General features: G+C 59.6%; 12 protein-coding genes. 5 read left to right on the forward strand and 7 right to left on the reverse strand.

From position 1 onward, the window contains the following. Positions 1–32 precede the first annotated feature (32 nt). From EI293_RS01540 to rsfS, 6 genes are all read right to left on the reverse strand, one after another. The gene (locus EI293_RS01540) at positions 33–1,196 is read right to left on the reverse strand and encodes a zinc-dependent alcohol dehydrogenase (RefSeq protein ID WP_125435057.1); all 1,164 of its coding nucleotides are present in this window, start codon (positions 1,194–1,196) and stop codon (positions 33–35) included. Positions 1,197–1,391: 195 nt separating this feature from the next. After that, positions 1,392–2,342, reverse strand: coding sequence for a hypothetical protein (locus tag EI293_RS01545; protein WP_125435059.1), 951 nt, complete (start codon positions 2,340–2,342; stop codon positions 1,392–1,394). Next, positions 2,332–3,114, reverse strand: coding sequence for a UDP-2,3-diacylglucosamine diphosphatase (locus tag EI293_RS01550; protein ID WP_125435061.1), 783 nt, complete (start codon positions 3,112–3,114; stop codon positions 2,332–2,334). Before EI293_RS01550 ends, EI293_RS01545 begins: the two co-directional genes overlap by 11 nt. Then, the gene (locus tag EI293_RS01555; RefSeq protein WP_125435063.1) at positions 3,089–3,751 is read right to left on the reverse strand and encodes a LutC/YkgG family protein; all 663 of its coding nucleotides are present in this window, start codon (positions 3,749–3,751) and stop codon (positions 3,089–3,091) included. The genes EI293_RS01550 and EI293_RS01555 overlap by 26 nt, the downstream gene beginning before the upstream one ends. A gap of 127 nt (positions 3,752–3,878) precedes the next feature. Then, positions 3,879–5,999 (reverse strand): ATP-dependent zinc metalloprotease FtsH, encoded by a 2,121-nt coding sequence (gene ftsH / locus EI293_RS01560; protein WP_125435065.1) that lies wholly within the window; start codon positions 5,997–5,999, stop codon positions 3,879–3,881. A 99-nt stretch (positions 6,000–6,098) separates the two neighbouring features. Beyond that, on the reverse strand, positions 6,099–6,494 hold the full coding sequence (gene rsfS / locus EI293_RS01565; protein WP_125435067.1) for a ribosome silencing factor: 396 nt from the start codon (positions 6,492–6,494) through the stop codon (positions 6,099–6,101). Positions 6,495–6,536: 42 nt separating this feature from the next. Between rsfS and EI293_RS01570 the strand changes: the two genes are divergently transcribed. From EI293_RS01570 to rlmB, 5 genes are all read left to right on the forward strand, one after another. Beyond that, a complete protein-coding gene (locus tag EI293_RS01570) occupies positions 6,537–7,301 on the forward strand; it encodes a biotin--[acetyl-CoA-carboxylase] ligase (protein ID WP_246010501.1) in 765 nt (254 codons plus the stop codon). Positions 7,302–7,507: 206 nt separating this feature from the next. After that, positions 7,508–7,960, forward strand: a complete 453-nt coding sequence (locus EI293_RS01575; protein WP_170170196.1) for a T9SS type A sorting domain-containing protein — start codon at positions 7,508–7,510, stop codon at positions 7,958–7,960. Between the two features lie 246 nt (positions 7,961–8,206). Continuing rightward, positions 8,207–11,200: a glycosyltransferase family 117 protein gene (locus EI293_RS01580; protein WP_125435073.1), complete on the forward strand. Its 2,994-nt coding sequence runs from the start codon at positions 8,207–8,209 to the stop codon at positions 11,198–11,200. 195 nt (positions 11,201–11,395) lie between these two features. Then, positions 11,396–12,607 carry a GWxTD domain-containing protein gene (locus tag EI293_RS01585; protein ID WP_125435075.1) on the forward strand — a complete coding sequence of 404 codons (1,212 nt, stop codon included), beginning with the start codon at positions 11,396–11,398 and terminating at the stop codon, positions 12,605–12,607. A gap of 38 nt (positions 12,608–12,645) precedes the next feature. After that, the gene (gene rlmB / locus EI293_RS01590; protein ID WP_211339460.1) at positions 12,646–13,602 is read left to right on the forward strand and encodes a 23S rRNA (guanosine(2251)-2'-O)-methyltransferase RlmB; all 957 of its coding nucleotides are present in this window, start codon (positions 12,646–12,648) and stop codon (positions 13,600–13,602) included. An 84-nt stretch (positions 13,603–13,686) separates the two neighbouring features. On the opposite strand, the gene EI293_RS01595 is transcribed toward rlmB, so the two are convergent. Beyond that, a complete protein-coding gene (locus EI293_RS01595; RefSeq protein ID WP_125435077.1) occupies positions 13,687–14,814 on the reverse strand; it encodes a mannose-1-phosphate guanylyltransferase in 1,128 nt (375 codons plus the stop codon). Positions 14,815–14,951 lie beyond the last annotated feature (137 nt).

The raw sequence follows: 14,951 nt of genomic DNA on the forward strand, positions 1-14,951 counted from the left end.
ATTACTACCGGAAAGCCCCGCGCTAGGGCTCACTAGGGCTTCAGCACCACTTTTACGCAGTTGTCCTTCTTGTTACGGAAAATATCATAGCCGTGCGCCGCTTCCGTGAGCGGGAGGCGGTGGGTAATGATATCGTCGAGGACTACTTTGCCTTCAATGACGTATTGCAGGAGCTTATCGATATGCTTCTGGGCCGGGGCCTGACCACCCCGGAGCGTGATGCCTTTATCGAAAAACTGGTGGATAGGGAAGTTGTCAAACGGGGAGCTGTACACGCCCAGCACCGTTACCACGCCACCCCGACGCACGGCACTCATGCAAGTGGTCAGGACTTTATCGGAGCCTTTTTCAAGGTTGATAATGGCCTTAGCCCGATCCAGCAGGTCGCGGTCCGGCTCGAAGCCGACACATTCCACACATACATCAGCCCCGCGCCCCTGGCTCATGGCCCGGATTTCCTCCACCACCTGCTTCTGGCTTTCCCACCGGATGGTTTCCACTTTAGCCGAGGATTTGGCTTTGTCGAGGCGATACTGCAGCGTATCCACGATAACCACCCGGGCGGCCCCGCGCAGCCAAGCCGATTTGGCCGCCATAATACCCACCGGCCCCGCGCCAAAAATGGCCACAAACTCCCCGCCCTTTACGTCGGCCCAGTCGATACCGGAGTAGCCGGTCGGGAAAATATCGGTGAGAAACAGGGCCTGCTCATCCGTGAGGGAATCGGGGATTACGCGGGGGCCGAAGTCGGCATAGGGCACGCGCACGTACTCCGCCTGACCGCCGTTGTAGCCGCCGTACAAGTCGGTGTAGCCAAACAGGGCTCCGCCTTTTTCCGTCATCATACCACCTTCGGGACCGTAGTGGTCGGGGTTGGAGTTCTCACAGTGGCCGGGCAGTTCGTGGTTGCAGAAGTAGCAGGTACCGCAGGCAATGGGGAAGGGCACTACCACCCGGTCGCCCACTTTCAGCTTGCTGCCCACGCCTTTGCCCACTTCCTCCACAATACCCATGAACTCGTGGCCTAACACCATCGGGCGGGGCTGGGGGATGCTGCCGTTGTAAATGTGCAGATCGGAGCCACAGATAGCCGTGCTGGTAACGCGGATAATGGCGTCGCGCGCGTCTTCGATTTTGGGGTCGTCCACGGTGTCAACGCGAACATCTTTCATCCCGTGATACACGAGTGCTTTCATAACAGAACAAGGTTGTGGAACGGAAGGAACAGCGCACCGGCACTGCCGATACTGCTTCTTCCAACGCACACTACCCGGGGGAGTTATAGCTCAGCTTCCCGCCCACCGTTCTGCTTTATGAGAGAAAAACCAGCACTGTCACGCCAGAAAGGCCACTTTTTCCTGTTCAAAGATTTCACAAAGAATGCTAACGGCCTACATTTTGTACACCTGCACCCCGGTTGCCAACAGCACGTACGCGTATTGTTCGCTCACCAGCACCTGCTGCACCTGCTCCGCAACCGGTAGCGGCACCAGGCGGTCAGTCAGGGTATACAGCTGAAAGAAGTGCAGGCCATCGGCCGCCAGGTAATACAGTTCATCCCCCCGAAAGCCCACGTAGGATAGTCCCACAAACGGCAGCTTTTTACGGTAATTTCCCAGGTTGTCGAACACATACACGCCGCCGACCCGGTCTACCAGATACAGGTTGTTCTGGTACTCGCGCAGAAACCGGAAATCGGGCCGGGAGCGGCCGATAAGCAAATCCAGGGGCGTGGTGATGGTGAAGCGCTTCTGCTGCCCATCGAACTGCCGCAGGGTCAGGTCCGACTCGTTCAGGAGCCAGTACCGGTCATCGGGGGCCAGCGTTACCAAGCGGGCCTGCCCGTCGAGGTAATCGGCCAGGGCCAGCTCAGATATGGGGGCCAGAAACCGGTCCAGCAATACCACCTGCTGGCGGTCATCATAAAATACCAGCACTTTCGCCGTATTCCACGCCTCTACCTGCATGGTATGGCCCGGCAGGGCCGGCGAGTACGTATTCAGCGGCTGACCATCGGGCCCGTACTGATGCACATTGTTCTGCCCATCGGTGACGTACAGGTTGCCGCGTCGGTCCAGGGAAGCCGCGCCGGGCTGGGGGAGCTTGATGGTACGTACCAATTGCCAGGTACCGGCCGGCACTTTCGTATCGACGGGTACGGTGAGCACCGGGGCCGCCTGGCTGGCCGGGGCTACGGAACCAGCCGCTGGCGCGGTGGTCTGGGCCGGGGCAGTTGCCGCGTAGCACGTCAGAAACAACGCCGAGCAGCCAGTCCGGCAGCGGTGTAGCAGGCTGGCACCCCGCATCGTGGGCCGCTGCGCGTTTTCCTTGTTACTGCTCATAGTGCTGCAATGCGAGCTGCTTCCCGTCATACACGCCGTAGGAGCAATAATTGACCCACTCGCCGAGGTTCACGTAACGGCTGCCGGGAACTACTTCCACATCAAGCGGTAAATGCCGGTGCCCAAACACGTAGTACTCGTGCGGAAACTGCTGCTCTACTTCGCGGCAATACGTTAGCAGCCATTCATCTTCGCCGAAGTACTGCTCATCGGCCGCGCCATTTTGCAGGCGGCTGCGCTGGCTCCAGCGGTTGGCAATGCCAATTCCCAGGTTCGGATGCAAACGTGCGAACAGCCATTGCGCTACTGGCGAAGCAAATAACCGCTTCAGCAGCTTGTAGGTATGGTCGCCGGGGCCCAGGCCGTCGCCGTGGCCGATGTGAAACTGATGGCCGCCAATGCGCTGGCTCACCGGATGCCGCAGAATGGGAATGTTCAGCTCCTTGGTGAAGTAGTCGAACATCCACATATCGTGGTTACCGGTAAAGAAAATAACAGGAATGCCTGCGTCGGTCAGTTCCGCCAGCTTGCCTTGCAGCCGAATAAACCCGCGCGGAATGGCATGGCGATACTCGAACCAGAAGTCGAAAATATCACCGAGCAGGTAGATGGCAGCGGCATCCCGGGCCGCTTCGGTCAGCCAGCGCACAATGCGCCGTTCCCGTTCCAGCGAGCTGGCGGCATCGGGAGCTCCGAGGTGAAAATCGGAAGCAAAATACACCCGGCGGCCGGGCGGCAGAGCGAGGTCAGGTAGTTGCGGCGGGCGCGTCATCCAGCAAAAACAACACGATGCTGCGCGGGCCATGCGCACCGAGCACCAACGTTTTTTCAATATCAGCCGTGCGACTGGGACCCGTGGTCAGGGACACCATAGATGGCAGTTTATCGGCTCCGTATTTCTCCTGCAGCAGCTTCAGGCCGTCTCCGATGTCGGTCACTATCTGCGAAGTGCGGGCCAGTACCAAGTGCTGATCGGGGTAAATGCTGAGGCGGCGGCCACTACCGGTGGCAGCGGCTACCAGCACGCTGCCCGTGCGCGCCACGAGGGCTTCGCAGGTCGTCAGGCTGGCATCAGCGTGCTCCAAGAAGTTCGTTTCATCACTCTGGAACCCGATATTACCGTCATGCAGCAGCTTTTTCAGCTCCGGCTCCCACACGTACAGATTCTCCAGGCCTTTTTCCTGCTTGTAGGCAAACAGCTGGTCATAAAAATGCTCTGCCGTTTCGCAGAAGAAGAAAACTCCTCCTACCCGTACAAAGCTCTGGGCAAAAGCCACGGCTAAGTCATCGGTAGCGGCCGGGCGGGGATGCAAAGGGGCCGAAAAATCGGGCCGGGCCGACAGCGGCGACGGTTGCCGCAACGACTCCCGAATGCGGCGCAGCACAATATCACGCGAGGTATCCGACATGGCAGCAAAGGTAGAAAGTTTCGAGCGGGGTTACGGAACCCGCCATAAGGTAATGCCACAAAGCAGAAAAGTCAGCCTAAAATGGGCTGACTTTTCTGCTTTGCTAGATGTTAGTTAGCTGCTCGGACTATACTGGCGTTACTGCTGAGCCGCTAGGCTCAGAGGGCCCACCGGTTGGAGGAGTGCTATTATCATCTACGCCGGGAAGATTCAGGCTGGGCAGGTCGTTGCCCAGAGGAACTCCGGGGTGCTCCTGCTTCCGCTCGCTCAGGGTTTCCGAGCGGTCAGTGCCCGCCATGTGGGCCTGATAGGTAGTCTGGCTGTCGAAAGGCCGCTTACCTACCAGCCGCACCAGATCTTCCTGTTGCAGAATTTCCTTTTCCAGCAGCTCTTTGGCCACTACTTCCAACTCGTGCCGACGCTCGGTCAGCAGTTCTTTGGTGCGGATATAAGCCTGCTCGATGATGGTGCGTACTTCTTCGTCAATCATCTGCGAAGTAGCTTCCGAATAGGGCTTGGTAAAACCGTATTCGTTCTGCCCTTTCGAGTCGTAGAACGACACGTTGCCGAGCTTGGCATTCATCCCGTACATCGTCACGATGCTGTAAGCCACTTTCGTGATGCGCTCCAGATCAGATAAGGCACCGGTTGAAACCTTGCCGAATACAATATCCTCGGCCGCTCGGCCACCCAGCGTCATGCACATTTCGTCCATAAGCTGCTCGGTGTTGTAGAGAAACTGCTCCCGGGGCAGGTACTGCGCATAGCCCAGCGCGGCAACGCCTCGCGGTACAATGCTCACTTTCACCAACGGGTCGGCATGTTCCAGGAACCAGCCGGCAATGGCGTGGCCGGCCTCGTGGTAAGCCACAATGCGCTTTTCACCGGGGCTGATGATTTTGTTCTTTTTCTCCAGACCACCAATTACCCGGTCCACCGCATCAGTGAAGTCCTGCATGGTCACCATCTTCTTGTCACGGCGAGCGGCAATAAGGGCGGCTTCGTTGCAGACGTTGGCAATTTCAGCACCAGCGAAGCCGGGCGTCTGGGCAGCCAGCTTCTTGGCTTCCACATCGGGGCCCAGGGTCAGCGGCTTTAAGTGCACGTTGAAGATCTGGGTCCGGCCGTTGATATCGGGCTTGTCAATGCTGACCTGCCGGTCAAAGCGACCGGGACGCAGCAGCGCCGAGTCGAGCGTATCGGGGCGGTTGGTAGCGGCCAGAATGATTACGCCGGAATCGGTACCGAAGCCGTCCATTTCCACCAGCAGCGAGTTGAGCGTGTTTTCCCGCTCGTCGTTGCCGCCGGGCATGTTGCCTTTGCTGCGGCTACGGCCGATGGCGTCAATTTCGTCGATGAAGATGATGCAGGGCGCCTTGGCTTTGGCCTGTTTGAACAGGTCGCGTACCCGGGCGGCGCCAACGCCCACGAACATTTCCACGAAGTCGGAACCCGACAGCGAGAAGAACGGCACGTCGGCTTCGCCGGCTACGGCTTTGGCCAGCAAAGTTTTGCCCGTACCGGGAGGACCTACCAGCAACGCGCCTTTCGGGATTTTACCGCCGAGAACCGTGAATTTCGAGGGGTTCTTGAGGAACTCCACAATCTCCTGTACTTCTTCCTTGGCTTCCTCCAGACCGGCTACATCTTTGAAAGTTATCTTCACTTTATCACCGCCCTCAAACAGCGCGGCGCGCGACTTGCCAATGTTGAAAATCTGGCCCCCAGGTCCACCGGCTCCACCCATGCGGCGCATGAGCAGCCAGAAACCGGCAAACAGCAGAATCATCAGGCCCAGCGTGGGAATGTAGTCGCCGTAACCGGTGCGGTCAGTTACCTTCAGGCCTACCCGCTGATCGGCCGGCTGGGCTGCCTGCACCTTATCAAGGTCTTCCTTGAAGGTTTTACCGTCAACTACCCGAAAACCGTATTGCGCGCCTTGCTCGGTAGCCAAGGGTCCACGACGGCTTAGCTCGGCGTTGTAGGGCGCTTTTTTGGTGGCTTCAGGCTTCAGGGTAACTTCTACCTGCCGCTCGTTGGCCAGCAGGGTAACGTCCCGCACATCACCGCTCACGAGCATCTGCTCGAAGCGCTGCTGCGTGATATCAATCAGAGGGTTGCCACGCGAGAGGTACACCATCCCAAGGATGAGCACCACCAGTCCCGTGAGCACCCAAAGCTGCATACCTGGCCGGGGAGCAGGGCTCGGCAGCGTAGGTTTCTTCTTTTTGGGCGTCGTATCAGACATGTATTGAGGTTGCTAGAACAAAAAACAAAGGCGGAACACGCCAACTGCGCGTTTGTTGGCGTGCCCACCTGCCTTCAGGAAGACGCTAACGGCTGCAGTTTACTTTACGACTGCCGGAGTTTCTTCTTCGGCTATGTGCGTAATTTCGGCATCACCCCACAGTTCCTCCAGCGCGTAGAACTGCCGACGGTCCCGCAGGAATACATGCACTACTACGTCCACGTAATCCAGCAGCACCCATTCGCGGTTCATGCGGCCTTCAGTCTGCCAGGGGTTCTGGCCGGTGAGCTTTTCTACTTCTTCTTCAACGGAGCGCGCAATGGCTTCAATCTGGGTATCGGAAGAAGCCGAGCAGATGATGAAATAATCCGCAACGGCATTTTTGAGTTCTTTGAGGTTGAGCACCACGATGTCAGCGGCCTTCTTCTCCTGCATGCCGCGCACTACTACATCTGCCAACTTGTCCGAATCCTGCCGGACCAGGGTACTTTTCATAGGGTATTGTTAGGTTTGAACGTCACAAAGTACGAAAAACACGTGGAGGCACTCTCCCCCCAAACGCTCTTCACGGGCCAACAGCTTGTCTGGCTGCCCGAATGCGCTTCTACTAACACAGAAGCGCAGCAACTGGTTGGCCAAAACCGGGCCACGGATGGCTGTTGCGTCATTACCGACAAACAGACCGCCGGACGCGGCCAACGTGGCAACCAATGGGAAGCCGCGCCCGGTGAAAACCTGACGCTGTCGGTGGTGTGGCGGCCGGCGTTTCTGCCCGCCGCCGACCAGTTTCTGCTGAGCCAAGTCGTGGCGCTGGCCGTGCACGACTGGCTGATAATGCTGCTCGGCCCCGACGACCAGCTGCGGGTAAAGTGGCCGAACGATATTTTTTTCGGCAACCGGAAGCTGGGGGGAATTCTGATTGAGAACACGCTCAGCGGGACAAAGATTCAGCACAGCATTGTAGGTATTGGCCTGAATGTGAACCAGCGGGAATTTGGAGTTGCCACGGCCACTTCCCTTGCGCAACTCACCGGCCGGGCCTACGATTTGCCCACGCTGGCCGCCCGGCTACTCGAAAGCCTGGAGCGGCGCTACCTCCAGCTGCGGGCGGGCCGGGTCGGGAATTTGCGTGCGGAGTATCTGCGGGTACTCTACCGGTTTCAGGAAGAACACACGTACGAAGCAGAAGGTCATACTTTTCGGGGACAGATTGTGGGCGTAGATGAAGCGGGCCGGCTGGCCCTGGCTGCGGCGGGGCAGCTTCACTACTTTGATCTGAAAGAAATCAGATACCTGGTCTGAGAATTACGGAAGCAGTCTTCGTTTAAACCTTGATGCAACGGAAACGTCTGAATCGGCATCTGTCCGGTAACTGCTTTCCGAACGGGCACGATGATTGTCTCTTCATCGTCTCGTCTTGGTCAGACATAATGCCGAGCCTAACTTGTCTATCTTGGCAACGAGGCTGGTCTTGTTTCTCTTTTCCGCTGCTGCTTTCCTCTTCCTCCATGAAACTCTCTACTCGCTTTATTCTGGTGCTGGCACTGTTATCGGTGCAGCTTTCCGCGCTGGCGGCTACCCTCACCCTACGTGGGCAGGGCCGCACCCACGCCACGGCTACTGTGAGCCGCCCGGTGCAGGATACGCCCCGGCAGCACATCGGGCTGGGCACCACGCCTACCCTCACGGCCCGCACGCTGGCCCCGTCGTTCACCATTTTCCCGAACCCTTCGAAAGGGCTGGTGACGTTTTCGGTCAGTCAGCTCACGTTGAACACCGATTACAAGCTGCGCCTGAGCAACATCATCGGGCGGGAAGTGCGCATGGTGGCGGTGCGCCCCGAAGCGGCTGACGGCGGCATGAACCTGAACTTGTCCGATCTGCCGGCCGGCATGTATTTCTACAGCCTGGTGCAAAACGATAAAGTACTCTCCACCAAACGCCTGCTGTTGCAGAACTAGCACTGCTTGCCGCCTGCATTCCTGAAAGCCTCTGCCCCTACCGGCGGAGGCTTTTTTGTACTCCGGCCGCTGGGTAAGGCGGTGGAATGCGCGAGTTGGTTGAGGCCGGCGTGGGCGTTGGTTGATTAAGTGCGGCGCGTCTCAGTACTTATTCTCTATTTTTGACCTTTCACTGACTTCTTTCCCGGACTTTTTCCCCGTCGTTCAGCCGCGGGCCGGCTGTGGTCGGCCTCACTTACCCACCTTATGCGGAGTTACAAAAGCCTGAATAACCTCGTTGGCTGGCTGGTATTTGCCATTGCCACCCTCACCTACCTGCTCACGCTAGAGCCCACGGCTTCGTTCTGGGACTGCGGCGAGTTCATTGCCTGCTCCTACAAGCTACTGGTGCCCCACCCCCCGGGCGCGCCTACCTTCCTGCTGCTGGGCCGGCTGTTCTCCCTGCTGAGCTTCGGCGACGTGACCAAGGTATCGGTGCTGGTGAACACGCTGTCGGCCCTGAGCTCCTCGTTCACGGTGCTGTTCCTGTTCTGGATCATCACCATGCTGGCCAAAAAGCTTGTGCTGAACCGCCCCGGCCTGCACGACGACCGGGCTCTGGAACCCACCTTCGGCCAGAGCCTGCTGATTCTGGGCGCCGGCGCCGTGGGCGCCCTGGCTTACGCCTTTTCCGATTCGTTCTGGTTTAACGCCGGCGAGGCTGAGGTGTACGCCATGTCGTCGTTGTGTACGGCGGCCGTGGTGTGGCTGATGCTGAAGTGGGAAAATCGCGCCGACGAGGCCGATTCGGACCGCTGGCTGGTGCTTATTGCCTACGTTATCGGCCTCAGCATCGGGGTCCACTTGCTGAACCTGCTGGCCATTCCGGCCCTGGGCTTCATCTACTATTACCGCCGCACCCAAAACCCTACTACCGTGGGCGGCATCATTACGCTGGTGGTGAGCAGCGTGATTGTGGGCCTGATTCTGGCCGGCATTATCCCGGGTCTGCCCACGCTGGCGGGCGCGTTTGAGGTGGGTATTGTGAATGCCACCGGGCTGCCGTTCAACTCGGGCCTCGTGTTTTTCCTGCTGCTGTTCGTGGGCCTTATCTGGTTCGGGTTCCGCCTCTCGTTCCAGCGCCGCAGCCGGCTGCTGAATACCGTGATGCTGAGCTTCGTGTTCATTCTGATTGGCTATTCGAGCTACCTGATTGTGCCCATCCGCAGCTCTTACCACCCCACCATCAACGAAAACAACCCGGAGGATGTGCTGTCCTTCGTGAGCTACCTGAAGCGTGAGCAGTACGGCGACCGTCCGCTGCTCTACGGCCCGCAGTTCAACGCCCAGCCCATTGCCCAGGAGGATGGCGCCCCGCGCTACGTGCGCCAGGGCGACAAGTACGTGGTGGCCGAGTACCGCCCGGTGCTGCAGTACAATCCCGAGGACAAAATGCTGCTCCCGCGCCTGTACAGCTCCGATCCGCTGCACATGTACAACTACAAGAAGTGGGTGGATATTCAGGATGGCGTGAAGCCTACTATGGGCCAGAACCTCTCGTTCCTGTTCAAGTACCAGATGGGCCACATGTTCTGGCGCTACTTCATGTGGAACTACGTGGGCCGCGAGGGCGACATTCAGCAGTCCGGCATTCTGTGGGGCAGCGGCAACGGCGCGGGTCTGCCCGAGCGGGTAGCCGACAGCCCGGCCCGCAACGCCTTCTTCGCTTTGCCCCTGCTGCTGGGCGTGCTGGGCCTGTTCTTCCACGTCCGCCGCGACGGCCGCAACGCCTTTATCGTGGGCCTGCTGTTCCTGTTCACAGGTCTGGCCATCGTGCTTTACCTCAACCAGCCGCCCATCGAGCCTCGCGAGCGGGACTACACCTTCGCGGGGGCCACCTTCGCCTTCGCCATCTGGATTGGGCTGGGCGTGCTGGCGTTGGCGGAACTGCTGGAGAAAGTGGTGAAGTCGGACACAGCGCGGGCCGGCGTGGTATCGGCCCTGGGCCTGGTGGTACCGGGCCTGATGGTGACGCAGGGCTGGGACGACCACAACCGCTCGGACCGCTACAACTCCATCGACTCGGCTAAAAACCTGCTCAACAGCTGCGCCCCGAACGCCATCCTGTTCACCAACGGCGACAACGACACCTTCCCGCTCTGGTACGCCCAAGAAGTGGAAGGCATCCGCACCGACGTGCGCGTGGCCGTGCTCAGCTACCTGAACACCGACTGGTACATCGACCAGATGAAGCGCCGCTCCTACAAGTCGCAGCCGCTACCGATTTCGATGCAGAACGGCAACTATAAGCAAGGCACCAACGACTACTTGCCCTACGCCGAAAACCCCTCGGTGAAGGAGGTGAACGTGAAGGAATTCATGCAGCTGGTGAACCAGAACAGCCCCTTGTTGCAGGTGAGCTACGGCGATGGCTCGAAGTCTTTGCTCTCCTTTCCAACCCGCAACTTCTTCCTGCCGATCGACACGGCGGCCGTGGCCAAATCGGGGATTTTGCCGGCCGACCGCCGCAAGCAGCTGGTGCCGCGAATGGAGTGGCAGGTGGGCAAAAGCGCCATCGAGAAGAAAAGCCTGGTGATTCTGGATATTCTGGCCACCAACAACTGGCAGCGGCCGGTGTACTTCAGCAGCACCGTGGACTCGCGCGACTTCATGGGCCTGCAGCCCTACTTCCAGCTTGAAGGCATGGCCTACCGCATTCTGCCCGCCAGGGATCCGAACTTCGACCCCAAAGGCGGCTCGGAGGAAGGCTACATTGCCAAAGACCTGATGTACGATAAGCTGATGAACAAATTCGCGTATCGGGGCCTTGACAACGCCAACATCTTCTACGACGAGAACAACCTGCGCTTTCCGGCCAACTACCGCGACAAATTCTCGCGCCTAGCCGATGCTTTGCTGGCCTCCGGCGACAAAGCCCGCGCCAAGCAGGTAATCGATAAGTGCTTCGAGGTGATGCCCGACAAGGCCGTGCCCTATGATTATTACGTACCGCAGTTCATTCCGGCGCTGGTGGCCGTGGGCGAGCAGCAGCGCGCCAACGAAATCATGGATACCATGACCGGCCGAGCCGAGCGGGCTCTGGCTTACTACAGCACCCACAACCAGGCATTGTTTGACCAGGAGTTCCAGACCTACCTGCTGGGGCTCAACAGCATCGGCCGCGCCGCCGAGGCCATCGGCGACCAGAAGCGTGCCACCCGCGCTATTGCGCTACTGCAACAGTATTATCAGCAACGGTAAGCTGCACGATTTTTGCCGCCCAGGAAGCCGGCTCCGGAAACGGGGCCGGCTTTTTTCGTAAGTACGTATGTCATCCTGTGTCTAAGAAGGACCTTATCACGTTAGAACAACTTGTTCAGATGTAATCCAACGTGATACAGCTCTTCGCAGGCGGACGCCAGATGCTGTTCCTTACCAATTGAACCCACCGCGCCCGTGAAAAATCACCTACTCCTGCTACTCCTGCTGCTTTTCGGCCTGAGCAGCCCGCTTTCCGCTGACCCGCGCCGCGACTTTGCCACGCAGTACCGGCCCGGCCGGCGCATTCTGGTGGACACGCGCCGGGAGGGCGACAGCCTGCGGGTGTACCTGCGGTTTACTGACCGCAACCTGCTCCGCCGGGGCTTTCCGCTGCACGTGGTGGGCTGGGCCGGCTACGATGCCCGCCGGCCGCTGTGGCAGGATACCGTGCGCCAGCTCCGCCGGCGGCTGCAACCCGAGGGTGCCGGCGCCCGCGCTGATTTCTGCCTGCCCATCAGCCGCCTGCGGGCCGGGCTGGTGCTGAGCATGGCCCTCGGGCCGGCCGAGGAGGCCGTGAGCGGCGACGCGGCCTGGCTACCCCTGACGGCCGAGCACCTGGGCCGCTCGTTTATTCTCATCGATTCCCTCAGTCAGCCGCTAATGCGCCGCTACGTGCATGCCCGGGAGGTATTTGGTGTGAGTGCCTACGGCCCCGACCAGCGGCTGACGGCCTACCGCTACCCGCTAAGCTCGGTGCCGGCCGCCCCGCCCATGGCCGCCGCCGGGGCCCTGGGCCCGCAGCCCCGCCGCCTCAGCTCCCAGGACTCGGCACAGTTTCGGGCCGATGAATTACTCCGGTTGCCGGCCGGGTTGTACCTGTTACGGGTTGGCGGCAGTCCGGTGCGGGCGGGCCTGCTGGTAGAGGAAAACCGCTTCCCGGAGCTGGTTACTGCCGATGAGCTAATTGCCCCGCTTACATACCTGACCACTTCCCAGGAACGCAAACAGCTGTTTGACGCCCCCGACCCTAAGAAGGCCGTGGACCAGTTCTGGCTGACCGTGGCGGGTAACAGCCAGCCCCTGGCTCGCCAGCTTATCCGCACCTATTACGGCCGGGTTTCCGAAGCCAGTCAACTTTTTTCGGCCCATAAAGCCGGCTGGCTCACCGACCGGGGCCTGCTGTATCTGGTGCTGGGGCCGCCGGAAAGCGTATATCGGGCCAATGGCGAGGAGCGGTGGGTGTACCGCTCCGCTGTGGAACGCAGCGGCACCTTCATCTTCCGCCCCAAACCCAGTACCTTTGCCCCCGACAACTATGAACTGGTGCGCCGCCCCGAGTACGAACAACTTTGGTATGCCGCCGTGGAGCAATGGAGAAAAGGACGAACCGCCCAGCCCGGCCGCTAACTGAGCGCCGCCAATTTTTTGATTCCGAAAACCGCCCCGTGCCCAGCCGCCGCCCCGCCCCCCGCGACGGCGAAGGCCGCTCCGAAGGCGGACGTTTCGAGGGAAGCCGGGCCGAAGGAGGCCGCTTTGAGAACAACCGCCCGGAAGGGAACCGTCCGGAAGGCAACCGCTTCGAGGGCCGCCCGGAGGGGAACCGTTCGGAAAGCAACCGCACCGATAAAAGCCAGTACCACCGTCCGCCCCAGGATCGTAGCATCGACATGATTTTCGGGTTGCGTCCTATTCTGGAGGCCCTGAACGCGGGCCGTACGCTAGACAAAATTTTCCTGCTGCGCGGCACCAAAAACTCCATGACCCAGGACATTACTGCCCTGGCCAAAGCCGCCGATGTGCCCGTGTCGATGGTGCCCGTGGAGAAGCTCGACAACATCACCCGCAAAAACCACCAGGGGGCCGTGGCCTTCGTGTCGCCCATCGACTACATGCCGCTGGACAGCATTCTGGCCGGGCTGTACGAGGAGGGCAAAACCCCGCTCCTGCTGGTGCTGGACCGCGTGACGGACGTGCGTAACTTCGGCTCCATTGCCCGTAACGCCGAGTGTCTGGGCGTGCACGCCATTGTGGTACCCAGCCGCGGGGCCGCCCAAATCAACGGCGACGCGCTGAAAACCTCCGCCGGTGCCCTGAACCTGATTCCGGTGTGCCGCGAGGCCAACCTGAAGGAAACCCTCACGTTCCTGCGCGAGTCGGGCGTGCAGATTGTGGCCTGTACCGAAAAATCGGATGCCAGCCTGGAAGCCGAAGCGGTGGACCTGACTGGTCCCCTGGCCATCCTCATGGGCTCGGAGGAAGACGGCATCAGCCCCGAGTACCTGCGCCTAGCCAACCACAAACTCCGCATCCCGATGGCCGGCCAAATCAGCTCCCTCAACGTAAGCGTGGCCAGCGGTATTATGCTGTATGAGGTACTGCGCCAGCGACTGGTGAAAAAGTAATGTGGTAGAATGTAAAAAATGAGCTGAATGTGGATACAAATTGGACATCCACATTCAGCTCATTTTTTACATTCTACTACATTCTTAATTATACCCTACGCCCTTTTTCGATCTTACGTCGGCCACAAATTCTTTTACGCGCTGCTCTTCGGTGCGCTTGCAGATGAGCAGCACGTTGTCGTACTCGGCCACGATGTAGCCCTCCAGGCCCTGTACTACCACGAGGCGCTCGGAGGGCGTTTTGATGACGCACTCCTTGGTATCGTAAAGTAGGGCGTTGCCGTCCACCACGTTTTCGTCGGCGTCGTGCTGGCCCATGCGATGCAAAGAATCCCAGGTACCTAGGTCGCTCCACCCGAAATCGGCGGGCAGCACGTACACGTTATCAGCCTTTTCCATCACCCCGTAGTCGATGCTGATGTTGCGGCACTGGCTGTAGGCGCGGGTGATGAACGTCGTTTCCTGCTCAGTCCCTAGCTGACTGGCTCCCTCATCGAACACCTCCGCAATGTCGCTAAGGTAGTGGTGGAAGGCCTTGATTATGGCATCGGCACGCCATACAAACAGGCCGGAATTCCACAGGAAGTCGCCGCTGGAGAGGAACATGCGGGCCAGTTCCAGGTTAGGCTTCTCGGTAAAGGTCTTGACTTTGCGCAGCCCGGCCGGGAACGTACCGTTTTCGTGGCCGGGTACGGTCTGTACATCCTGGGGCTTCACGGCATCATCCAGAAACTGAATGTAGCCGTAGCCGGTATCGGGGCGGGAGGGCTGAATGCCGAGCGTGATGAGTACATCGTGGGTGCGGGCACCGTCGAGAGCCACGCGGATGGCGGCCCGGAAGTTCTCCTCGTGCATCACGGCGTGGTCGGCGGGCGTCACCACAATCACGGCTTCCGGGTCGCGCTGGGCAATGCGGTAGCTGGCGTAGGCAATGCACGGCGCGGTATTGCGCCCGATGGGTTCCCCCAGGATCTGGTCGGCGGGCAGTTCGGGCAGGTGCTGGTGTACCAGCTCCATATAGTCACGGTTGGTGACTACAAACACGTTTTCGGTGGGGCAGATGCCCCGGAAACGGTCCACCGTCAGCTGGAGCATCGAGCGGCCCAGGCCCAACACATCGTGAAACTGCTTGGGATGGTGCGTGCGGCTGAAAGGCCAAAACCGGCTGCCAATGCCACCGGCCATTACAACGAGGTACGTGTGTTGTTCCATCGGAGCCGAACCAGAAGTTCGTTGTTGGGAGAGAAGAAAGGAATGAATAAGCCGGCCTCACTGGCAAAAAAAACCTACCACCGCACCACCAGCCTAAACAAGGTACGGAAGTAGAATTTGCCAACGAATGGACAGAG

Origin of the sequence: Hymenobacter perfusus (assembly GCF_003944765.1) — a bacterium.
Taxonomy (GTDB): Bacteria; Bacteroidota; Bacteroidia; order Cytophagales; family Hymenobacteraceae; genus Hymenobacter; species Hymenobacter perfusus.